The sequence below is a fragment of the Cellulophaga sp. L1A9 genome, from assembly GCF_009797025.1.
GTDB lineage: Bacteria > Bacteroidota > Bacteroidia > Flavobacteriales > Flavobacteriaceae > Cellulophaga.
Genome location: NZ_CP047027.1, coordinates 3,735,143 through 3,761,265 on the forward strand (window position 1 = coordinate 3,735,143; position 26,123 = coordinate 3,761,265).

Annotated in this window: 11 protein-coding genes; 5 read left to right on the forward strand and 6 right to left on the reverse strand. The window is 34.2% G+C overall.

The features are described from left to right. Positions 1-11: 11 nt before the first annotated feature. The 5 genes from GQR94_RS16500 to GQR94_RS16520 all read right to left on the reverse strand — a co-directional run bounded on the left by GQR94_RS16500 (position 12) and on the right by GQR94_RS16520 (position 10,174). The gene (locus GQR94_RS16500) at positions 12-950 is read right to left on the reverse strand and encodes a type IX secretion system membrane protein PorP/SprF (RefSeq protein ID WP_158977020.1); all 939 of its coding nucleotides are present in this window, start codon (positions 948-950) and stop codon (positions 12-14) included. A 21-nt stretch (positions 951-971) separates the two neighbouring features. Next, positions 972-4,670, reverse strand: a complete 3,699-nt coding sequence (locus GQR94_RS16505; RefSeq protein ID WP_158977022.1) for a gliding motility-associated C-terminal domain-containing protein — start codon at positions 4,668-4,670, stop codon at positions 972-974. Positions 4,671-5,825: 1,155 nt separating this feature from the next. Continuing rightward, the gene (locus GQR94_RS16510) at positions 5,826-7,091 is read right to left on the reverse strand and encodes a cation:proton antiporter (protein WP_158977024.1); all 1,266 of its coding nucleotides are present in this window, start codon (positions 7,089-7,091) and stop codon (positions 5,826-5,828) included. Continuing rightward, complete coding sequence (locus tag GQR94_RS16515) at positions 7,091-7,807, reverse strand: hypothetical protein (protein WP_158977026.1); 717 nt, start codon at positions 7,805-7,807, stop codon at positions 7,091-7,093. The genes GQR94_RS16510 and GQR94_RS16515 overlap by 1 nt, the downstream gene beginning before the upstream one ends. Beyond that, complete coding sequence (locus GQR94_RS16520) at positions 7,808-10,174, reverse strand: hypothetical protein (protein WP_158977028.1); 2,367 nt, start codon at positions 10,172-10,174, stop codon at positions 7,808-7,810. Between the two features lie 585 nt (positions 10,175-10,759). Here GQR94_RS16520 and GQR94_RS16525 point away from each other — a divergent pair. The 4 genes from GQR94_RS16525 to GQR94_RS16540 all read left to right on the forward strand — a co-directional run bounded on the left by GQR94_RS16525 (position 10,760) and on the right by GQR94_RS16540 (position 22,679). Continuing rightward, positions 10,760-11,728 (forward strand): bile acid:sodium symporter family protein, encoded by a 969-nt coding sequence (locus GQR94_RS16525; RefSeq protein WP_158977030.1) that lies wholly within the window; start codon positions 10,760-10,762, stop codon positions 11,726-11,728. A gap of 310 nt (positions 11,729-12,038) precedes the next feature. Beyond that, positions 12,039-19,745 (forward strand): Ig-like domain-containing protein, encoded by a 7,707-nt coding sequence (locus GQR94_RS16530; protein WP_158977032.1) that lies wholly within the window; start codon positions 12,039-12,041, stop codon positions 19,743-19,745. A gap of 13 nt (positions 19,746-19,758) precedes the next feature. After that, on the forward strand, positions 19,759-20,715 hold the full coding sequence (locus GQR94_RS16535; protein WP_370458258.1) for a type IX secretion system membrane protein PorP/SprF: 957 nt from the start codon (positions 19,759-19,761) through the stop codon (positions 20,713-20,715). Between the two features lie 2 nt (positions 20,716-20,717). After that, positions 20,718-22,679 (forward strand): OmpA family protein, encoded by a 1,962-nt coding sequence (locus GQR94_RS16540; protein WP_233268382.1) that lies wholly within the window; start codon positions 20,718-20,720, stop codon positions 22,677-22,679. A gap of 27 nt (positions 22,680-22,706) precedes the next feature. Here GQR94_RS16540 and GQR94_RS16545 read toward each other — a convergent pair whose 3' ends face one another. Then, entirely contained in the window at positions 22,707-23,693 is a 987-nt protein-coding gene (locus GQR94_RS16545) for an AraC family transcriptional regulator (RefSeq protein ID WP_158977034.1), read from the reverse strand. Positions 23,694-23,775: 82 nt separating this feature from the next. Here GQR94_RS16545 and GQR94_RS16550 point away from each other — a divergent pair, with 82 nt between their 5' ends. Beyond that, positions 23,776-26,115: a TonB-dependent receptor gene (locus tag GQR94_RS16550; RefSeq protein ID WP_158977036.1), complete on the forward strand. Its 2,340-nt coding sequence runs from the start codon at positions 23,776-23,778 to the stop codon at positions 26,113-26,115. Positions 26,116-26,123 lie beyond the last annotated feature (8 nt).

Genomic DNA, 26,123 nt, shown 5'->3' on the forward strand with positions numbered 1-26,123 from the left:
TTTTTTGGGTTTTAGAAAAATCTAGATGTTTTAACTTTTTTAAATTTTGATATTAATTCATAACGTAAAAAAACTTCGAAAGAACCATCATTAAAGCTAGTGTTGCCTAAGTTAGTTATTTCTTTATCATATGCTAAACCTAACATAAACTGATCAGAAACTTGAAAGCCAAACAGGCCACTTAAAGCAGCATCCCATCTATATGCCGCACCTAATACAAACTTATCATTAAACATAAAATTAGCTGATACATCTATTTGTAAAGGAGCTCCATTTACAGCTTTTATAAGGGTTGATGGTTTAAATTTTAAATTAGGATTTAAATTAAATACATATCCAGAAATTAGATATAAATTAATTCTCTCTTCAGCAGTGAAAGAATCTACATTACCTGAATTATCAAAATGTTGTGTTTTTAAAAAATTAGGTGCAGATAATCCAAGATAGAATTTGTCTGTATGATAATATACACCAGCTCCAAAATTTGGAGAGAAATTTTTATCTACAGTTTCTTCACCACCTAGGTTTAAATCAGGCCTATATGATTGTAATTTATTCAAATCTATATTTAAAAAATGGCCTCCAGCTTTTAATCCTAAAGAAAGCTTGCCTTTATCAGAAACAGGTATTGTATAAGAAAATGTAGCATCAAAAGTTGTTTCTTGATTGGTACCATTTCCTATTTGATCATTTACAATGGATAAGCCAAGACCTACTCTTCTTCCAACTGGTGAATGAATATTAAATGTTTGAGTAACAGGCGCTCCATCAAGTCCAACCCATTGTGACCTATGCAATGCCCCTATACTTAATACGCCTCTTGCCCCTGTATAAGCAGGGTTAACAGCTAAAGTATTATACATATATTGAGTATATTGAGCGTCTTGTTGTGCTTTTATTTCGGTAATAACACTTAATATAATTAGTGTTAATAATATATATTTTTTCATAATTTTAGAAATATGTTTTGTTTATCTAACAATGTATAAAAAGCCAGATTTTGTTTTTGAGGTTTCTCCATCAACATATTTTAGAATGTAAAAATATACGCCTGATGGTAGTTGATCTTCTTGATTTACAGTAGCTCTTGCGTTTGAAATACCTCTAAAATCATTAGTTCCATTTTGATATGAACTGTTTTCAAAAACAACTACACCCCAACGGTTGTAGACTTGGAAATTATTATCTGGATAATTCTCAATGTTTATAATTCTAAAGAAACCTTCATCTATTTGTGGCCCTACAGTCTCATTGTCTATAATTATAGTGTCTTCAGCCAATTCTTCTAAAGATGACTGTCTATAATCAACATCTCCTCCTGACACTTGTGTATCTGGTAAAGTCGACGGATCTTCTATTTCATCATTAACATCAAAACCATCATTAACATCAGTACCTTCAAAGCCATCGTCTAAACCATCACCATCGGTATCAATATTGGTAACAGAACCTCTATTTGCTTCAATAATGTCTGATAGTCCATCATTATCTGCATCAGCGTCTAAATAATCTAATATACCATCATCATCTGTGTCAATTAGCATAAGTGCATCTAAGTAAGCCAAGTCAATCCCTTCTAAATTAACAGCTTCAGTAGGAGCTATATAATTGAATGTCTCTTGAGCTTCTATATTATCTGGAATACCATCATTATCAGCATCAATGTCTAAATGATTTGGAATACTATCGTCATCAGTATCCGTTGGATCTGTTAATGGGTTATTGTCACCATCAATATTGGCATCCTCAACAGTATCTAAAATTCCGTCATTATCATCATCTAAGTCTATTGTATTAGGAACATTATCACCGTCAGTATCAAGTCTGTCATCTGTTGCGTCTAAATAGTCTGGTGTACCATCGCCATCAGTATCGTCATTTGTTGGATCACCATCACTATCGGTATCTTCATCTGATGTATTTATTGTGTCAGCATCATCGTCTAAATCTCTATAATTAACATCTTCTGTTTCATCAGTATCTGGTAAATCATTCAAGGGATCATTGATCTCATCATTTACATCAAAACCATCATTAATATTTGATCCTTCAAAACCATCATCTAAACCATCTCCATCAGTATCTACTCCTGTGTAAGTTTGATCTGGAATACCATCAAAATTAAAGTCGTTTCCTTCATTACTATCTGGAACCGAATCGTTGTCAGAATCTAGATCAATATAATCAGGGTTATCCTCGCTGTCATGATTATTAGGTATTATACCTCCAAGGTAGGCGCTATTTATTCCGCTGTTAGAAGCATAGGTGTTTTCTGTATCATTATTTGGTGAAATATAACCTAGAGTAGTTTGTGCTTCAATATTATCAGGAATACCATCATCATCTGAATCTATGTCCAAACGGTCTTTTTTGCCATCCAAATCAAAATCTTTATCTGCTAATGGGTTTGTTTCTATATTATCAGCAACTCCATTATTATTTATATCTACCATTGTTGAGGCATCTCCTAAAGTTGGATAATCAACTCTACCATCACCATCAGTATCAACACCACCTGCTTCGGTAATATCTAAGATACCATCGTTATCAGAATCAATATCTAAATGATTTTGGAGACCATCACCGTCAGTATCTAATGTTGTTTCATCTGTGTCTAAAATACCATCATTGTCATCATCCAAATCAATATCATCTTCAATGCCATCATTATCACTATCATTACCCACTAGTATTGACGCTGACGGGTTATCCTGAGTATAATTACTATCTATCTGATCTTGTGTGTTATAAACAGTGTTGGTTAAAATGTTAGAGCTATTATTAGCTGGCAATGCATTGACAGTTGCCGTAATTAATATTGATTGTATTTCTCCCGCTGACATAGTACCAACTGCCCAATTTGGACTAATCCAAGTTCCTTTGCTTGGTGCCCCGTCAACTAATGTTAAGCCTGTGGGTAATGAATCTTCAAGATTAAGATTGGTAACATTATCTATACCAAGGCTTTCTACTGTAATTGTAAAAGTTACCACATCTCCTTCTTCTACGCTCTGTTGGTCAACCGTTTTGGTAATAACCAATTCTGGCTCACAATAATATATACTGAATGAATTCGAGGTAAAGGCGCAACCACCAGAGGTTACTTCTACATAAACTTCTCCAATGGCTGTAGGTGTATAACTCTGTAAAGTAGCTCCAATAACTGGTTGATCATTATGATACCATTGATAAGTATCAAATATAGCAGATAATGTTATAGTATTACCTAAACACAAGTCCTCAGTGCTTTCTTTAATTTCAACAACAGGGACGGTATCAAAGCCAGAAAAATAAGATGCAGTGCCAATAGCTCCATTAAATCCTACATATCCGACTGAAATTGGCCCAGATGATGCAACTTTGACATCACCGATTAGATTAGGTACATAAAAAGTTTTCCAATCTGTATTCCCCAAAACAGTTTTAGAAGTAGGTAAGGTTACTACACCATTATTATCAGTTACAATGATATTGGCATCTGGAGTTGACGTAGATGCCAAAAGTGTAATGCCTCCTGTAACTGTAACATTTGGTAATTGATTTATATTCGCAATATTATCCACAATCTGGGGCATTAAGCAATTTACAGGAGAAATAAAATTCATCCCTAGGTTAGGATACCCATCGTCACCTGCAGTTAATTGATAGGCATAGGCGTTTTTAGAAGTTCTTACGTACATATTATCTCCAGCTACATTACCTGAATAATTAGATCCATCAATGGCGATATATTCTCCTTTATTCAATGTAGCAAAAGGGGTAGTGCCTTCATTAACAAATACTCTGGTTCTATTTTCTGTTGCAATAACTACGGGAAATTCTAATGCATCACTACCATTCCCACGCATAAAAACATATTCCCTACCCAACCTATCAATTGGTACTGACTGGTCCATACCTGCATCTTGGTTATTAACATCTTGAATCAAACCTACCATAAGGTTTCCATTGCTCAATGCTATGTTTTTATCTGATACAATACTTGCGCCAATAGTACCAAATCTATTATCTGGATTGCCTGACGAGGGAGCCTCTAAGACAAAAGTTTCATTTGCATTTAAAGTTATTGTAATAGAATCATCAGTAATACCATCTATATCTGTACCTAAACGAAAAGTACAATCGGTATCATAATCAGATATTACAACAGTTGTATTATCTTCTGTGGCCATAATACCCATTGTTATATTGTGATTACTATTACGAGTGCTAGTATCTACATTAGGTATAGCCCCCCATTTAAAATTGGTACCTAAAGCTGTTCTTCCTTTACTAGTTAAGGATTCTCCCTGTGAAGTTGAATTTCCTCTAAAACTCACATAAAATTCTTGACCTCCAATAGATTGCAATTTAAGTCCACTATTTTGTAATACAATACCCGTATTACTTTCAGAAACCATGGTTATATCATTACTATTACCGGGTAAATTGTACTTGTAGGGAGTAGCATTTGATACTGTTATTGTTGTTATTGGGGTAGGGTTTATTCCTCTATAAATTTCAATATCAAAGGGATCTGTCTCTGGAGTGGATATAAATAATGCTTGGGATGTAAATATTGCCGTATTGTCTGATAATTTTAGTGGAGGCAAATAATGAAGGTCACTTAATTGGGCATTTGACCAATTAGTAATGCAGAGGAAAATCAAAAAAAAGTATATTTTTTTCATATTTTTAGGTTTAAAAGATTTAGTGTTGTAGATTATATCTACGTAATTTTATTGTAATATGGATTTTATACATAATTTAAAAATTTGTAAAAATCATTTCGAAAGTAAAATTATATTAAAAAATAATTGTGTACTACAATTTTCGTTAAAAAGGGTTAATATTGGTTAAAATCAATGAAAATGCGGGAGGCTAGCAGGGTAATAATTTACTTTTGAAGCTGATTTTTTTGGTTTCTCTTTGAAGAATATTATACTATTCCAATAAAGTTAATTTGTGTTATATAGTATTTAATTTATTTTTTATAGGTATTTGAATTACATTAGGGAAAGTATTAGTGCCATTTTGTAGGCTTCCCTATAAATAGGAAAGTTCATAATTCGATTTTACAATCACTTCATAACATTCTTTGACCGCTAACTAATTAAATTACTACTAAAACTTCTACTACTACAATGAATAGTATATTTGTTGTAGTTGCATCGATTATATTTTGTAGATATTATTTTTTAATGAGGAATTTAAATAACTTATTATTAATTTCAATAGTTTTGGTATACATTTAGTTTACTTAGGCGAACTATACCACAACATATTCTATAAATGCCTACTATTTATTTTATTCTCTACACAACGGTTAGCAAATGAATGAGGTAGCTTATGTACGGTTGCCCATGAATTAGAATTTGCATCATTTATTGCTTTTCTAAATAAATGATAGTATGTTTAATTTAGACTATAATAATCTATCTTTATAGCAATAAAGAGGAATATAATTTGTTTATAAATAGTTTGATTTGACTTTAATGTTCAATTAGGTAAATAATACAAAATTAAAAGTGTTTAAAAATATTGTTAATTAGGTGTTTGTTATTTATTTTAGAATCCTCCCACCCCGAGAAAAAAGCTTCTGTGAAAACAGAAGCTTTTTTGTCTTTTATACGGTTTCAGAATATTAGAAATGAGAAACATACGCCTAGTTTGATAGTTGTACTAAGTTTTTAGTATCACAAAACCTCCTAAGGAATACGATCAGTTGAAGTTGTGAACTAGCGTTAAGTTGAGTTTTAAATATTCTACTTTCCCTATAATAGGGTAAACAAAAAAAAGGGTTTTGATTGCGATCAAAACCCTTTTTTTATAAGCTGAATAGTTTTCTACTCTTCTTTTATCGTAGGAGCAACCCATTTTGTGGTTCCTACTTTGTTTATGTTTGCTTTATTAATAGCTGCATTTGCACGCCTCTTATCATAAATCATAGCAAAGGTCATAATTAAACTGGTGGCTATAATGACAAATAATAAAATTCCAGAATCAAATCCTTCTACTTTAGCTCCTTCAGGTATCGCATAAAACAATAGCACTGTAATAAGTCCTCTAGGCGCAATGAATAATTGTGGTAACATATCCTTCCCCACAAAAATCAACATTAATACAGCTCTTATTGCGTATATAGAGACAATGATTAGGGAGCTTATTATGGCAACATTAATATTAAAAATAGAAGTAATTGCTATAGTTAAACCAAAGATAACAAAGAAAAAGGTTCTCACTACAAATGCTGTTTCAGCTGTTATCGTATGCAATTCATGATAAATATGATGCGCTTTTTTATAGTCTAGGAGCTTAGAAAGGAGCTTGCCTTTGAAAAATAATTTCATATTAGCGATTACCAATCCGAAAATCAAGATAATGATTAGCGATGATAAGTGCATTTTTTTGCCTACAGCATATAGAAGTAAAAGAACAGCAATTAATAAAAACAACTTTACTTGACTCTTAATGTTTTGAAAAATAAGAATTATCGCATAACTGGCGACCAATGAAATTACAATCGTTAACAATAAATTACTAGTAAAGCCAACAAATCCAGTGTCTTCTGCAGGGTTAAGTTTTCCGGCTAGAAAATAGAACATCATGATCCCGATAATATCTGAAAAAGTACTCTCATAAATATGAAACTCCTTTTTATGTGATTTTAAGTCATTTACACTGGGTATAATAATAGCACTAGATAAAATGGATAATGGCGTAGCATACAACCATGCGGAATGCATATTCATATCCGGAATAAATTGATACAGTATCAACGCAGCAACCCAAGCAGATAAAAATAAACCTGAAAGAGCCACTACAAAAGACTTTAAAATGGGCATTAATTTTTCACGTTTAAGCTCTAGCTCAAGTGCGGCTTCTAAAACAATCATGATCAATCCAACAATACCTAATATTTCAAGAATAGGAAAAAAATCAATAGCATCACTATTCACATATTTTAAACCAAATTGTAAGCCAACCCCTAATACAATGAGCATTAATACTGCAGGGATGTTTGTTTTTTTAGCTATAGAATTGAATAAAAATGATAAAATTATGATTACAGAAACTTCAATTATAAGATTATAAGAAGATAATATTTCCATTAGGCAATTGGGGTATTAGTTAAACTTGTTTCTATTTTGTTCGCTGTTAAAAAGGCTATCAAACTTTCTGCTTGGATTCCTTTTTCTAAGGTGTATTGTAATTTTAAAGTATTAGATCCTTCTTGTTCTTTCAAAACAGGGGTTTCTTTATAATTTAATAAAGGATTATCAAAAAGTAAATCAAGTAATTCTTTTTTAGAAAGAAGCGTTCTAATAAATAAAGTTTGTCTTAATACGGTATCGTGTTTTGAGTTTACAGTATATCCGGATTCGTCTATAGTGGTGTAATTTATAAAACTGTCTCCTTTTTCTGTGTTTACGACAATTCCAAATGGAAGAAACTTTTTTATTTCTCCCGTAGTTTCATTTATGGTAACAGAAACCCCTCTTGCTAAAATAGAGTTAATTTTGTATAAAACACCACCTACATAATTCCTTATAAAAGGATAGCCAATGGCGCAGATTAGAAGTAAAAATATTCCATGAACAATGTAGTTTATTGCAATAAAACCTAATAGAATAAGCAATATGCTTATAGGCTTATACAGGAGTAAAACTTTATTCAAAATTGCTAATACGTTTTTATTAACCCTTTGAGTGACTGTGATTTTTTGAATTAAAAATGTAATTAATTTTATAGCCCAATACCCGAAAAATAAAATTAGAATTAGGTTTCTTAAACCCAACCAAGTGTAGAATGTAAATATATTTTCCATTTAGTTAATTATATCTCTATATTTTAATATTTGATAGATGTCGTGATTTAGCACAGGATTAAGTTTTAAAAGACCAACATCATTTCTTAAAATTACTTTAGTATTTATCAATCTTTTTAAACTAGATTTTAAGCTAGTTTCGTAAAATTCTCCCGTGAATTCTTTCAATATTTTTTCACTTATATAGGTATACAGTAAAGTGTATTTAACGATTAAAATTTCTTCTTTTGTGAAAAAATCAGGAAAAGGTAAATAAGAGTCTTTATATAAAATAGAACCATCTTCTGTCACTGTTGTTCCATAGGTCCAAGCTTGTAATACCTCCCCAATATTATGATCTAATTTTTTGCTTAATTTGGTTACATTAGCATTAATTTGCGATTCCGTCAAAGGTTCGTTTCCACTATTGATTACGGATCTATGCGTTGCGCTGTGGCGTATTATTACTGCTTTAAAAATTTCTTCTTGATTGCATTTATTTATATCGATATGTGTGCTAAATACATTAGAAAAATTACACCTTGTATTCAAATGAACAGCCATAGAAGGGTTTGTTGTTACTATAACCAGTACATTATCAGACTCAGATTCAATAAAATCAATAAGTGCTCTAGTGTTATTTAAAAGGGTGTTTTTATCATCACGCCAAAGTTCTAAATCATCAATTAGTAAAATCCTTTTTTTAGAAAATGAACTTTTCTTCACTTCATCAAGGGCTTCTTTTAGGTTTTTTGTGGTTTTAATTTTTCTACCTTCAATAGTTACACTATCATTAGGGTTCAATTTTATAGTTTTTTGATCTAATAAAACTTCTGTTGAATGATGAATAAAAGTAGTTTTTCCCGAAAGTCTATTCCCTAAAACAAGAATAGATTTATTAAAACCTTCATTCCATTGTGTTATGGCGTCCTTTAGTTTTGCTTCTTGGCTACTTCTAGAAACCAAAAATAAATCACCTATAAATTTTTTATTTAGGAACAACGTGTCGTAATCAGCATTTACCTCTTTATACATTCTTTGGGAAATACAATTTGAGGCTTTGTCTATTTTAGACTGGGGATCTTCTAAGACAACTTTTTTATAGCTCTGATTAAATTTAGCGATTAACCGTTCAAAAACACTCTTAAAACCAGCAACTAAATTATTTGTTTCTGAGGTATATTGATTTATAGAATTTTGAATGGTGACTTCAAGAAACTCATCACGGTTATAACAGTTGCTTACTAAAAACTCCGTAGCTAACATTTGCCGTATTTGAGAAACAATCGTTTTCTGGGTCTCAATATTCTCTAATAAGGATTTTTTAATTTTTTGATAGGATTTTAACTGTATGTCATACACTATTAAATTATCATTTTCTTTCCCTAGTTTTAAGCTAGATTTTAAATTTAACAACGATAATTTTATAAAGTGATTTAGATTATTATTCCCATCCCAAAGATCCATTAACAAGGGGAGGAGGTTGTAATCCATCCATTTTTTGACACTCTTATTAAAGTTTATTTTCTTGTCTAACAAATAACCTTGGTTGGTACCAACAGGGATCGCATACGCATCTAAGTTATTTATTTTGTTTTCTATATCTGTTGTAAACTCTTCTTTACTATTTAAATCGGTAGCTGCAATAAGAGCTAAGCAATTTTCTATCCAGGAAAGTAGTTCTTTACTATCTTCTTTTGCTTCAATTTTAGCAACAGCAGTATTTGAAACTTCTAATAAAACTTCAGATTCTTTAATTACTTGGTCAATTACGGTGTGGGTATGTTGATTTATTTCATTAAAAGCGATTATGTTTTTTTCTGTTTTTTTACTTGTAGTTAAAATAAAAGAGAATTGAGCAAGTAAAACCTTAAACTGTTCTCTGTAAACTTCCCAAGGTGATAAATGATGTTTTGTTTTAGCTTCTATTTTTTTTGATGTAGCTAAAAATTGATGGAGTTGTTTTTCTTCCTTCCCTATGACAGAAATAAAATAGGAAACTGCATTGGTCAATAGCTCTTTTGATTCATTTAAAAGCTGTTCTAAAGAATCATCAGATGCTTGTTGTTCTAGATTTTTATGCTTGCCAATTTGTAATTGTAGCAAAACATCACGATGTAAAATAATAAGATCTTTTAAAGGCTCAGAAAGCACATATTGTAATAAATAAGTGTCTTTTTGATCAATGGCCATTTCCTTGTTTTCAGTATCCGCATAGTTGATATATTGATTGCAAAGTTTAAAAAAATCAAAAGAAATTAAGTTATTGATCGCAGCTATGGCTGTACTGTTATTTAGTGCGTTTTTATAAGAATCAAATTTTTCGCTTAATGGTTCTAATACAGATTTTACTAAAGGGGCATTAACTACGGATTGGTTATTCTGCATATAAAATTATTTCAGAAATTTTTTATATAAATATGAGTTCAATGAATATAAGTATATTTTAAGGTATCGCTTATTTATTCAATAGCATTTGGTTAGTACTAGGTTTATTTTCATCTTTTTTTAGCAATATTATTGACGGAATCTACTAATTTATGCATAATTAACTAAAATTAGACCAATAGAATTTTAATTATATTAGAATAATGGATACCCCGTCCCTTTAAAAAAGGAGTATTTAAACGAATGGTTTAGAGTTTTTTTTCTGGGGCATTTCCGTATCAGTATAGAATAGCTGCGTATTTTTTGCCTTTTGTTTTTCTATACTTTTCCATGATGTTGCTTTGAAAATTTTGAAGGTTACTAATCTTTAATAAATAACGCTTTTCTAACGACTTCGGTATACTAGGGAGGTGTTTTTAATATAAAAATGAGCATTAGCTAATATTAGAGAAGCTTTTTTATTGAAATGAAAGATTCTTATCACTTTTGAAAATCTCATTTAAGTTAAAAATAAAAACATATTGAATAAAAGTTAACCTTAATTTTACAGCATCGTAAGTCTCAACCCAAAGTCGCACCACAGCAATGAATATAAAGCTCGATAAATTTGTAGTAAGCATACTTTTTATCATCGGATTAGCCTATGTTTTCCCACAATGGGGAACTGCATCAAGTCCTATTCCTATCAATACCATCAGTACGATAGGAATATCCTTAATTTTCTTTTTTTACGGATTAAAATTGAGCCCTACTAAAATTAAAGAGGGACTTAAAAATTGGAAGTTACATGTGTTAATACAGGGGACTACCTTTCTGTTTTTTCCACTTATAGTACTTTTATTTAAACCTTTGTTACAAACAGCGGAACAAGAATTGTTATGGTTGGCTATCTTTTTTTTAGCAGCATTACCCTCAACGGTATCTTCTTCTGTAGTTATGGTTTCGGTGGCCAAGGGGAATATTCCTGCCGCTATCTTTAATGCAAGTATTTCGGGAATAATTGGTATTTTGGTGACACCACTTTGGATGGGAATCTTTGTGAATAGTGCGGATGCTAATTTTGATTTTTCCAGTATTTACCTACAGCTTATTGGTCAGATAGTGGTACCTGTGGTTCTTGGATTAATCTTGCAAAAATATTTAGGTGAATTTGCTCAAAAATACAGTAAACAGCTTACGCTTTTTGATAAGTCTATAATTCTATTGATTATATATAAAAGTTTTGCTTCTTCGTTTGAAGAAAAGATATTCAGTAGTGTCTCTTTAGTAGATTTGTTGGTGTTATTAGGGATTATTCTATTGTTATTTGCAGTTGTTTTTTTTGGGATAAAATTTGTTTCCAAGAGATTAGGATTTACTGAAAAAGATCAAATAACGGCTACTTTTTGCGGGACTAAAAAATCATTAGTTCACGGGACTGTTTTTTCTAAAATTGTGTTTGGGAACATGGCTACTTTAGGGATTATATTGTTGCCTTTAATGATTTTTCATGCCACACAAATTTTAATAATAAGCATTATTGCAGGAAAAATGGGAAGAAATAAATCCGCTTAATTTAGTCTCTAGTTATTAAAACTTTCAGGGAGAGCTATACCTTGTATTTCGTCGGTTTATAACTGTGTATAGCGGCTTTTTAGCACCCTATTTTTGTAATATGCTTGTAGGATATATTCTTTTTATAGGTTAAATGTTGTTCAATGTTAATTTCGCACTCATTTTTAACATGCTTCACAACATTTGTTTTTTTTCTAGCCTAGTTTCCTCTTTTTTTACGTTTGATTTATTGCATTTTAGTATTTGAGAGCCAATGTTTACTGCTGTCATTTAGAAGATTTGTAAAAATGCAATTTTAAAAGACATAAGATTGACGGCTCAAAGATCTATAATTAGGAAATTAATTTTTCTATGCTTTATTTTATTTTTTACGCAATTTATAGCTGCGCAGACTACTGGTACGTGGACTAATATAGGTTCTGGGGTATGGGAAGCAACGAGCTCAGACGGGTTAGTTCTTGTTAGAGCAGAACGTACTGGAGGAGCAACAATTACTGGGGTTGAAAGTATGGGTTGTAATTCAGAAGCCTATAGTGATCCAAGGATATTAAATAATCCATCATTAGAATTTAATGTAATAAGTTCCGCAGGTTCGATTACGTTTAGTTTTATAGAAATAGCCACAGGCTTATCTGTGGATATTCTTAATCCTATATTACATATAGATAGATTAGGTACTGTAGCTGTTGCTGGAAGTGCTTCTGGTATTTTTACTTTAGGGGATGGTACTTGGACAGAATTAAATTCCAATAATAATTCTTTTCAGTCTACTACAAACTCGGTTGAAGCTAATTTAGGTTTTTTACTGACAGGAGTTGGGGATGAATGTTCCAGAGCGGCAGGCGGTAGTCTTCAATTAAATGCTATGGTAAGTTCTCTTACTATAGATACAACGGTTAATCTTCCATTCTTAGGGCTTGGTGCTAATGACGATACTGTAGAATTTGTTTTATCAAACTTAGTCATCAACCCATGTACTTACGGAGCTATCGTAGGTACTCCAACGGCATTGGATATAGATGGAGATGGTGTTAATAACAGTTGTGATTTAGATGATGATAATGATGGTATTTTAGATACAGATGAAGGGAAGTGTACACCAACTACGACAGGAAGCTGGACGGCAACAGGTACTACAGCTTCGTATGATTATGGAAACGGCGTAAAAATTAATATAAGTACTACAAACTCAAATGCTTTTTCTAGTGGTAATTTTACGTCTCCCGCAACTAATTTTTGGTCAGAAAATTTAGCAGGAACACTATCCTTAGCAAGTACTTACGTATGGAATAGTACTATGACTGTTAGTTTCGTCGATGCCTTTGATATTCCTATAGAGGTTGACCAACCAATACTTCATTTAGATCGCATAGGAGGTCAATTTGGCGGTATTCAAAATTCGGCTACAATTACATTATTGAACGGGAATACATGGTCTAAGCTATCAGGAACGTTTGATTTTGCGACTACATCAAATACGGTATATGATGGAGGAACGGGACTTGCTTCCTCAGGATATTCTGCAGAAAGCACACAGAATGACGAAAACGGAACAGCAGCAGGGACACTTAGAATTAACGAAAAAGTGAGCTCGTTTACCTTGCAATTTGTGCAAAGAGGAACTGGCGGTGTTGGAGATGAAATAGAATTAATTATTGCAGCTTGTAAAGACATAGATTCTGATGCGGATGGGGTTCCAGACCCAATGGATCTCGATACGGATAATGACGGAATTTATGATGTTGTAGAAGCCGGACATAGACAGGCATATACTTTAGGAAGATTAACGGGTACCGTCGGAACGGATGGTATTGCAGATTCCGTTCAGGCAAGTGGGAATGAAAACAGTGAAACCGTAAATTATACCTTAGCAGATTCAGAAGCCTCCCCAGACGGAATTCCAGATTTTATGGAGTTAGATTCAGATGGCGATGTTTGTAATGATACGCAAGAAGCAGGATATACAGACCTAAATGGAGACGGAATTCTAGGAGAATTACCAACTATTGTAGATGCTAATGGTTTAGTTACTGGTAGCACTGTTATAGATGGGTATGCAATTCCTTCAAATGCAGATAGTAGTTCAGGAAATACTCAATTTGATTTTCAACAGGAAGGACAAGCAATTTTAATCCCTAACCCATTAGATCAACCTAAGAATGCGACTACCAACGGAACCAGTCCAGTTACATTTAGTGTAACTGCAACAGGAAATTCATTACAATATCAATGGCAAGTAGATGATCAATCTGGAGGAGGTTTTGTAACGATAGATCCTACAAACGCCACAGATATGTATACCGGTAGTGATACGTCTACCTTAACAGTTACTGGAGTTACCGCGGCAAATAATGGAGATCAATTTAAAGTTTTAATCACTGACGATTCTTTTGTGTGTACTTCATTACTTTCAAACGAAGCTATTTTAACGTTTAATGACACTGCACCAGAAGCCCCAATAGTTACCATTACAGAAGATATTAATAATGATGGGATTATAAACAGCACCGAACTTTTAGGGGATATTGATGTTACCATTACCTTGCCACTAGTGGCTGTTGAAAATGATATCCTGACTATTAATGGAGTTTCACAAACGCTTACAGCTACAGCTATTCTAAATGGAGAAGTAACAACAAGTTTTACAAGTCCTGGAGAGGGTAATACGTTAACCGTTGTCGCATTTATTACGGATAGCGTTACAAATATTGGAATTGAGGGTAACGATTCAGCCTTAATAGATACAACTGCACCAAATGTACCGGTAGTGACCAGTATTAGCGATGATACAGGAACGAGTAATACAGACGGAATTACAACAGATCAAACCTTAATAATTAGAGGAACTGCAGATGCTAATAGTTTGGTAGACGTATTTTTAGACGGAACTGTTATCGGTACCACAAACACTAATGCTTTAGGAGTTTGGACCTTAGATTACACAGGCACAACAGTTTCAAATGGAGCGCATACTATAACAGCACAAGCCACAGATAATAGTGGGAATGTCAGCGGAATTTCTGTTGATTTTCCAATTCTTATTGATAATACAAAACCAAATACACCTGTTCTTTACGATATCACGGATGATACAGATGCTACAGTGGGGGGTAATAATGACCAAATTACATCGGACAATACTTTGATATTTATAGGGGCTTCTCAGCCAGATAAAATTATTGAAGTATTCTTAGATGGCATTAGTATAGGGTTTACCATGTCAAATACATTTGGACAGGTGACTTTTGATTATACCGGGACTATTATTCCCGATGGGGCCTATATATTAACCGCTCAAGCAATTTCTATTTCTGGGGTTAAGAGTACCGTTTCTCTAGATTTTCCATTTACGATTGACACTACAGCGCCAGATGCTCCCGTGGTTACTGCAATTACAGATGATAATGGAAGTAGTACATCAGACGGAATCACCTCAGACAATACCTTGGTGTTTTCTGGTACGGCAGAAGCCGCTAGTAGTGTAGAAGTCTTTTTAGACGGCACAAGTTTAGGAGCAATAGTGACCAACAGTACAGGAGTTTGGAGTTACGATTATACAGGAACCACACTAGCGGATGGAGATTATACGCTAACAGCACAAGCAACAGACCTTGCAGGAAACAGCAGTATAGTTTCCACAGATTTTGATTTTACGGTGGACACAAGTGCTCCGGCAGCACCTGCAGTTACCGCAATTAGTGATGATACAGGGAGCAATACATCAGACGGAATTACCTCAGATAATACCTTGCAAATTACAGGAACTGCAGAAGCCAATAATACTGTAGAGGTTTTTATAGATGGTGTTAGTATTGGAACAGTTCTAGCAGATGGAGCGGGAGATTGGACCTTTGATTATTCGGGCACTACTTTAGCTGATGGTAATTATACAATAACTGCACAAACCATAGATTTAGCTGGGAATTCAGGGCCATTATCTACAGCATTCCCTATAACAATAGATGCAACTGCTCCTATTGTTGTTTTGGAGATTTATGATATTACCTCAGATAATATTGTAAATGCAACTGAAGCAGCAGGAACTATAAGCATTACAGGGAAAGTAACTGGAGAATTTAATTTAGGAGATTTAGTGACGCTAACTATTAATGGAGTTTCCACAAGCGGAGCGATTGATGCTTCTGGATATTTTACCATTATAGTATCTGGAAATAATTTAGCACTAGATGCAGATACCACAGTGGCAGGTAGTATTTCTTCTAGTGATACGGTAGGAAATATAGGGATAGCAACAAATAACAAGCTGTATGCTGTAAATACAACACTACCAGCACCAATACTTACTATAGACAATATCACGACAGACAATATTATAAATAGTGCAGAAGCAGTTGCTCCTATCACCATTACAGGGCAAGTCACAGGAGATTTTGCCTCGGGTGATCTTGTTAATTTAGTCATCAATGGGGTTACTACTTCAGGACCTGTTGACGCAATGGGTGTTTTTAGTATTTCTGTAGATGAGAATGATCTGTTAAATGATGCCGATACTACGGTTGATGGATCTATTACCACCATTGATAGCGCCGGAAATTCTGGAACTACTGTTGCAGATAAAGCGTATAACATAGATGTGACATCCCCTATAGCTAGCTTAGATATAGATAATATTACTGCAGATAATATAGTAAATGCTTCAGAAGGTTCAAATAATGTTATCATAACCGGATCTGTTTCTGGTGAGTCTACAGCAGGTGATACTGTTAGCTTGGTTATAAATTCAGTGGCTACAACAGGAACAATTGATGCTCTTGGGTTATTTAGTATTAGTGTTGAAGGAAGCGATTTAGTGTTAGATGCTGATACTACAGTAGAAGGTAGTGTAGTAGTTACAGATACTGCCGGTAATTCAACCACTACTACTGCAACAAAATTATATAACGTAGAAACTACCCTCCCAATTCCAACATTAATAATAAATGATATTACTAGTGATAATACAATTAATAGTACAGAAGCAATAGCCAATGTTACTATTACAGGAACGGTAGGCGGAGATGCTAATTCAGGAGATACTGTGACCTTGAATATTAATTCTGTTATACTAACTGGTGCGATTAATGCTTCTGGAATTTTCAGTATTGTAGTTTCAGGAAATGATCTTTTAATAGATTCTGATACGACAGTTGAAGGTTCTGTAACAACTACAGATATTTACGGTAATGAAGGCGTTGCAACAACCAATAAATTATATAATATTGATGTGACTGCTCCTGTAAGTACAAACGTTACATCTATAAGTACAGATACAGGAAGTAATCCTTTGGACGGAATAACCTCAGATAATACGTTGTTTATCAACGGAACAGCAGAAGTAGATAGTAGTGTAGAAGTGTTTATAGATGCAATAAGCGTAGGTACTACTACAGCAGATGCTTTAGGGAATTGGACCTTTGATTATACCGCTACAGTTTTAGCAGATGGAGATTATATCCTTACAGCTCAGGCAACAGATACGGCAGGCAATACAGGTATTATTTCAGCAGATTTTCCAATCACAATTGATACAACGTTACCCGCAATAACATTAGTTATTGATGATATTACGGCAGATAATGTAGTGAATGCTACTGAGGCTTCTGGAAGTGTATCAATTACAGGAACTGTAGGAGGAGATTTTAATACAGGAGATACCGTAACACTTGTAATTAATGGTGTGACAAGTACAGGGACAGTAGATAACTTGGGGATCTTTACGAGTATAGTTGACGGTTCAGATTTAGCCCTAGACGCAGATACTACGGTTTCAGGAAGCGTTTCCAGTGTAGATTTGGCAGGCAATCTAGGAACAATCACAGCAGATAAATTATATACTTTAGATACCGTCATTCCTGTAATGACTTTAGTAATAAATGATATTACTGCAGATAACACCATCAATGCTAGTGAAGCCTCAGGGACAATAACAATTACAGGAACCGTTACAGGCGATTACAATACAGGTGATACTGTTAGCTTAACCATAAACGGAAATACGTATCCTAGCACGCTAAACACGGCAGGAGAATTTACAACTATAGTGTCTGGTTCAGATTTAGCTTTAGATCCAGATACTACTGTTGCGGGTAGTATAACCAGTTCAGATGCGGCAGGTAATGAAGGAACAGCAATACATGATAAAGTATATAGTATCGCTACAAGCCTACCAATTCCTGTACTTACCATCAATGATATTACAGCTGATAATCTTGTTAATGCTAGTGAAGCTTCCGGCAATATAACAATTACCGGAACTGTTTCTGGAGATTTTAATTCTGGCGATACAGTTAGCTTAGCGATTAACGGAATAACAACTACAGGACCTGTAAATAGTTCAGGTATATTCAGCATTGTTGTGATAGGAGCAGATCTTTCAAATGATGCAGATACTACAGTCAATGGAAGTGTAAGTACAACAGATACTGCAGGAAATACAGGAGCAGCAACTACAACCAAAAGCTATACCGTAGATGTTACTTTGCCGGTGGCTACAATAATCATAGATAATATTACCGCAGATAATGTAGTCAATACGTTGGAAGCAGCAGGGAACGTAACGATTACCGGAACTGTTTCTGGAGATTTTAATTCTGGAGACGTTGTAGACTTGGTTATTAATGGAGTTACAGTATCGGGCACAGTAAATGCTTCAGGTGTGTTTAGTATTGTCGGTTTAGGAAACAATTTAGCTTTAGATTCAGATACAACAGTTGATGCTACTTTTTCAACCACAGATACTGCTGGTAACCCAGGAAATACTTCAACCATCAAAGTGTATAATGTTGAAGTAGGAATAGTTAATCCGCCAACAATTACAGAAATTAGTACAGATACAAATATTCCTACAGACGGAATCACTTCAGATAATACGCTTGATATTTTTGGAACATCAGTACCAAATACGCAAGTAGAACTATTTTTAGATGGCGTCAGTATCGGAACAGCAACAACAGCTGCTTCTGGAATTTGGGATTTTGATTATACGTCCACTACGCTTTTAGATGGTAGTTATACCCTTACGGCAATAGCTTCTGATGCCTTTGGAAACGTTAGTAATTCTTCTATAGATTTTATAGTGGTTATTGATACGCAAGCACCTATGATTAATGAAGAAATTACGGATAATCTTACCCCTGTAATTACAGGACAGGGTGCTCCGAATGAAACCATTACTATGACAATAGATACGGATGAAGATGGTGTACCAGAAGTAAGCTATACGGTAACTACGGATAGTTTAGGAACCTGGTCCTTAGCTACCGAAACTGCGACACCTATTACCGGAATGTTGCCTACTTTAAATTATCCAACAATTCTAACCATAACAGCTACAGATATTGCGGGGAACTCCATCATTGGTAATACGACTATTACAGACGATTTTGATGATGATGGGTTAACCAATAGTGAAGAAGCTGCTTTAGGTACGGATCCTAACAACCCGGATACGGATGGTGATGGTGTTGAAGATGGTGAAGAGGTTATGGATGATACCAATCCATTAGATGATTGTGACTCGTTGAATGGTACACCGCTACCAACAACGGATTGTGATGCAGACGGCTTGACCAATGCAGAAGAAGAGAATTTAGGAACAGATCCTTTTGATCCTGATAGTGATAATGATGGGATTACAGATGGGCAAGAAGTGATAGATACCACAGATCCGTTAGATGCTTGCGATTCTGTTGGCGGTACTCCACCAATAGATGTGGCGTGTGACATTAGTATTGCTAGTGATCTTATTACTCCAGATGCTAACGATGGACTATTCCGAATCATTAATATAGAAGCATTTCCAGAAAACACGGTGGAGGTATTTAACCGTTGGGGAAATAAAGTTTATGGAACAAGTGCTTACAACAATAGTTCAAATTCATTTTCAGGCTTGTCTAATGGACAAGCCGTAATTAAAGCCAACGATTATTTACCTGCGGGAACCTATTTTTATGTCATAAAATATATAAAAAGAGGAGAAGCTAAACAGAAATCGGGTTACTTATATATAAATAGATAATACAACGAATGTCATGAAACTTCGTAACTACATAAAGATAATAATGCTCGTAGTGCTTGTGGTACTCCCTCTTTTTGGAAGTCTAAAAGCACAGCAAGATGCTCAGTACACGCAATATATGTACAATACATTAGCCGTGAATCCTGCCTATGCAGGATCTCGTGGTGCATTGAGTATTGCTGCTTTGCATAGATCACAATGGGTAGGATTAGATGGTGCTCCTACCACACAAACCTTAAATATTCATAGTCCAATTTCTACTAATGTAGGAGCGGGGTTATCTATAGTGAATGATGAAATAGGAAATGGGACGAATCAAGATACTTATTTTGATGCTACTTTTTCATATACCATTTTAACCTCAGAAAGTAATAAACTTAGCTTCGGATTAAAAGCAGGGGGTCATTTTTTAAACATCGACTTTAATAAATTAAGAAACTATAATCCGTCTACAGCTCCCGCAGGAGTGGAATCTATTGATAAAAAGTTTTCTCCTAATTTTGGAGCAGGTGTGTATTTTCATAATGAACGTTTTTACGCGGGACTTTCCATACCTAATTTTTTAGAAACAGAGCATTTTGATAATGCATCAGGATCAGCATCCACCGTAGGTACAGAACGTATGAATTGGTATCTAATATCTGGTTATGTGTTTGATTTAAGTTATAATCTAAAATTAAAACCAGCAGTACTGGTAAAAGCAGTAAATGGTGCTCCTTTGCAAACCGATATTTCGGCGACTATGTTATACAACGAAAAATTTTCATTGGGTGCAGGGTACCGTTTAAATGCAGCTTTAAGTGCTTTAATAGGTTTTCAGCTCTCCGAACGTTTAATGGTGGGTTTAGCGTATGATAAAGAAACAACAGCTTTGGGAGATACCAGTTTCAACGATGGTTCTTTTGAAGTATTTATCCGTTATGAATTTAAGGCTAAAACTAGAAATGCATTAACCCCAAGATTCTTCTAAGTATGAAAAAGACACTATACAACTATCTATTTTGTTTTTTTGGAATGCTAACATTTAGTTATGCACAAGAAGGTAAATTAAAAAAAGCAGAAGAGAATTTTAATAATCATTCGTATGCCTTAGCAATTAAGAGTTACGAAGAATTAATAGCAAAGGGATATACGTCTGATGTGATTTATAAAAACCTTGGTGATGCTAATTTTAATAATGGTGATTATGTAAAAGCGGCAGAATGGTATGAGAAGCTTTTTGCTTTGAAATCTGATGCTATTGGAGCAGAATACTATTTTAGGTATGCACAGTCCTTAAAATCAACGGAAGCGTATAAGAAGTCAGATACTTATATGAGAAAATTCCAAAAAATGAAAGCGACCGATTCAAGGGCTCAGAAATTTTCTGAAAATAGCGATTATTTGGAGCAAATAAGATCAAAAACAAAACGATTCACTTTAAAAAAGATCTCTGTCAATTCTAAGAATTCAGAATTTGCACCGTCCGTATATCAAGGTAATTTAGTTTTTGCAAGTGCCAGAGATACTGGTTTGCTGGTGAATAATATTCATAAATGGACTAATTCGGCCTATTTGAATTTATACCAAGCAGATTCTACCAATGAGGAAGGTACATTTAAAACGCCAGAAGTTTTTTCTAAAACATTAAATTCTAAAACGCACGAATCGTCAACCGCTTTCACGAAAGAAGGGACTACGGTTTACTTTACTCGAAACAATAGTAAAGACGGCAATTTTGTAGAAGATGAAGCGGGTTTAAGTCGCCTAAAGATTTATAGTGCTACCTTAGAGAATGGGATTTGGGGAAGTGTTACTGAGCTCCCTTTTAATAGTAATGAATATTCTACTGCGCATCCTAGTTTGAGTGCCGATGAGAAAACCTTATATTTTGCATCGGATATGTCGCCTAGTTTTGGAGCTTCTGATATTTTTAAAGTAACACTAAATGAGGATGGTACTTTTGGTACTCCTGAGAATTTAGGAAATACCATCAATACAGAAGCTCGGGAGACCTTCCCTTTCATAGCAGAAAGCGGAGATCTCTATTTTTCTTCAGATGGACATCCTGGTTTGGGAGGGTTAGATGTCTATACAGTATCGGCTAAAACAGGTGCTATCTCTAATGTAGGAGTACCTATAAATAGTAAAGAAGATGATTTTTCTATTATTCTAAATGAAGAGAAATTAAACGGATACTTTGCCTCAAATAGAGCAGGAGGTATGGGAGATGATGATATTTATGCTTTTAGCTTCGAGAAAATAGAAGAAGAACCAGAAGAAATTGTTTCAAAAATAAACGGTTCTATTATAGATAAAGTAACGGGGGAACAACTTCCTTACGGAAAAGTTACCGTGTATGATTATGCCAACAATAATCTGTTTGAAATTAATGCTGATGCGAAAGGAGAATTCTTTTCTCCAATAGAATTTCCAAGTAAAAAATACCGCTTTGTTGCTGAGGTAGAAGGGTATAATGATGAAACGGTATATCTAATAACTCCCATGGATACCGTTGATGAAACTTTAGAAGAATTGAAGTTTATTATTCCAATGGAAAAAGGAGACAAATCTTCTGTAATTGGTGCCGATTTAGTAGAAATTTTAAAGCTTAAAACTATATTTTTTAATACCAATAGTTCTTATTTAAATCCAGATGCTTATCCAGAACTAGATAAAGTGGTCGCGTATATGGAAGCACATCCTAAAGCTCGTGTTGAGGTAGGGTCACACTCCGATAGTAGAGATAGTGATCGCTACAACCTATGGCTATCAGATCGTAGAGCTAAATCTACGGTTTCCTATATCATTTCTATGGGGATTTCAGAAAGTCGTATTACTGGAACTGGTTATGGAGAAACTTTATTGGTGAATAAATGTGATAATGATGTTCCATGTACCGAAGAAGAACATGCATTAAATCGTAGATCAGAATTTATAGTTTTTCAAAACTAATTTCTTGGAATAAGGAGCAGGTGCAATTTATAGTTGTTTTTTAAACTGTTTAGGGGTAGTTCCTGTTTTCTTTCTGAAAGCAGCAGTGAAATGAGTTGCATTTTTATACCCCACTTCCTCCGCAATTTGATAGACCATTTTTTGCGAGTTTTCCAATAAAAGCTTGGCATGATCCATTTTTTCTGTAATCGTATAATCGTGTATACTACAACCAAAAACCCTGATGAATTCCTTATTTAATGCGGGCCCTGTGATTCCCACTTCATCACCTAGTTCTGTTAGAGTCATGTTCCTATGAATATTGGTTTTAATGAACTTTTTTACGTCATATAAAATATTTAATATCTTGTTTTGAGTTGTTTTATTTGGATTTACCTCATTTTTTTTATACAACTCTATTTGTAAGGCAATAAGCTCAAATACCTTTGCTCTTAAATACAAACGATTTGCTTTTTCAACACTATCTTTTTTTTCAATACTTAAGAGAATATTTAAAAGCTCTTCGGTTATGGGTAGAATTAGTTTTTCATCGCTTAGTTTTTTGAAATCATAATCGTTTAAAAAGCCATGATTGATTAAAAAAGTTTTTGGGACCACCACTTTGATTTCTTTAAATTGTTTCTTGCCTAAAATTCTGCTATGACCACTAAAATGATCAATACTCGCCATATAGGATGCTCTGTTTTCATAAAATATTTGTTGGACCTCATCAATATAAATAATTTTTTCACCCGTAATTAGAAAACAAATTTGCAATATCTCTTTATCTATAACAGGTTTATACAAGATGTCTTTATGTAGTTGAAATCTACTCATTGTAATTTCAATGTCTTCCGAAATGAAGTAATTTAGAGTACCATTCCCATATTTGGGCAACAGTTGGTATTGGTGTACACTAACGCCATTACTGGTAAAAGTGTTGGTTTTTATTCCAATTTCATCTTTTAAATACGCAATAGATAAGCGCAAATCATATACGTCTTCATTATTAAAATCGCGTCTTTTTTTTATCATAACTCGTCGTTTAGAATTGGACAGTACTTTTTAAGTTTGCAGTCACAAACTTATTTAGACTAATTAAAAATAACAAATTATAATGCTTAAAAATTTATTTGCGTTTGTAGCAATTTTCGGAATGATATCTTTTTCTGTAGCTCAAACCAGTTCCGTAAAAGGTAGCATAGTGAACTCACAAAATAAACCTATTGCAGATGTTACGGTGCTATTAGAACAGACTTCTTATGGGGTTATGACGAATGCTAAAGGACAGTTTAATATTTCGGCCGTTCCTGCAGGAACGTACACGTTAAATGTATCTTCTATTGGATTTTCTACAGTAAAAAAAGCAATTACTGTTACAGCGAACAAAACCACAAATGTAGGGATCATAAAGCTTACGGAACATGAAGAAGCACTACAAGAAGTAGTCGTAAATGGGCGACAGAATAAGTATAGTGTAAAAACACCATCCACTTCTTTACGTTTAAAAACAGAAATTGTAAACCTACCCCAAAACATTCAAGTGGTAAGTAGTGATTTACTTAAAGACCAACAGGTAACCAATATTATGGATGGTCTAATCCGTAATGTGAGTGGCGTTACGATGCTAGAGCATTGGGGGAATTTTGCACGGGTGAATATGCGTGGATTTCGGTTACCAGCTTTTAGAAACGGAGTGAATATTCAAGATACTTGGGGGCCGCTATCTGAAGATATGAGTAGCGTAGCGCGTATAGAATTTGTTAAGGGACCTGCCGGATTCATGATGTCTGCCGGAGAACCTGGCGGATTTTATAATGTAGTTACTAAAATGCCAACCGTAAATCCGGTTGCTGAAGTTTCTGTAGCAGCAGGTAGTTTTGATAGTTATAGAGCTACGGCAGATTTTGGAGGGAAACTTACAGAAAACGGGAAGTTGCTTTACCGATTAAATGGAATGTACCAAACAGCAGATTCTCATAGAGGAGGAGAAGACGCAGAACGTTTCGGAATCTCCCCGTCCATAACCTACAATATTTCTGATAAAACATCCTTAACAACACAGTTAAGTATACAAGACGCAGAAAGTTATTTAGGTTCTGCTTACGTTTTTGCTCCTGTAGATGGTGGTTATGGTAGTTTAGATCGTGATTTTAAGTTTACAGATTCAAATTATCCAGCAACCGACATTCAAGAAACCTCTTTGTTTACAAACTTTAACCACGATTTCTCTAAGAACTGGAGTATAGCATCACAATTTGCTTATATGCGCTATGATCAGGTGGGAAATTCTATATGGCTTTGGAGTTTAGATTCCGATACCGGAGACGCTGCTCGTTACATGAGTATTTGGGATGCTTTATCTGTTGGAAAATATTTTCAGACCTATGTAAACGGAAAATTTGATACCGGAAGTGTGAGTCATAAAATTTTAGGAGGATATGATTTTAGTCAGAAAGAATATTGGGCAGATTTTAGCCAGTTCGCTGTTATTGATATAGACGAGCCCTTTAATATTTATAATCCGAGGTATGGCAATTCTGTTTTACCAAATTTTGATAGATCAGTAGATTTAAAATTTAGAGATGGTGTTTACAATTATGGTACTACCGTTAGCGCATTCTACTTTCAGGACGAAATAGGCTTTTTTCAGGATAAGCTTAGACTTACATTGGCTGGGAGATATACTAATTTAAAGACAATTGGAAAAGACGAGAGCGATGAAAAATTTACCCCTAGAGTAGGATTAAGTGTAGATGTATTACCAACATTAAAAGCCTATGCTTTGTATGACCAATCTTTTCAAGGGCAGACAGGAATTAGTGCCGCAGGAGATTATTTTGATCCTGAGGAGGCTAATGATATTGAAGCAGGTATGAAGAAAACTTTCTTTGACGGACGTTTAAAAACCTCTTTAGGAGTATATCAAATTACAAAAGAGAATGTATTGGTAACGGATCCTGATAACGTAAATTTTTCTATTCAGTTAGGGGAAATACAATCAAAGGGTGTCGAATTTGATTTGCAAGGGGAAATTACTCCGGAATTGAACATCATTTTAAATTATGCCAATACCAATGTTGAAATCACAGAAGATACCGATCCAGATAATGTGGGAACAAGAGTAGCAGGGCATGCAAAACATATGACCAACGGATGGTTAAATTATAGTTTTCCAGAAACTTCAAAATTAAAAGGTTTTGGAGCATCACTAGGATACCAATACCAAATAGACCGTTCTACTTGGGCCTGGGGAGCAGGTAACCAAAGTGATTTACCTGATTATTTCAGACTAGATGGTGGACTTTCATGGCAAAATAGCAAGCTCAGAATACAAGCAAATGTGAATAATATTTTGAATGAATATTTATATTCAGGCTCTAACTACGGCACCTATTTATACTGGCAATCGGAACCAGGAATTAACGGAAGAGTAACAGTAACTTATTCATTTTAACACGATAT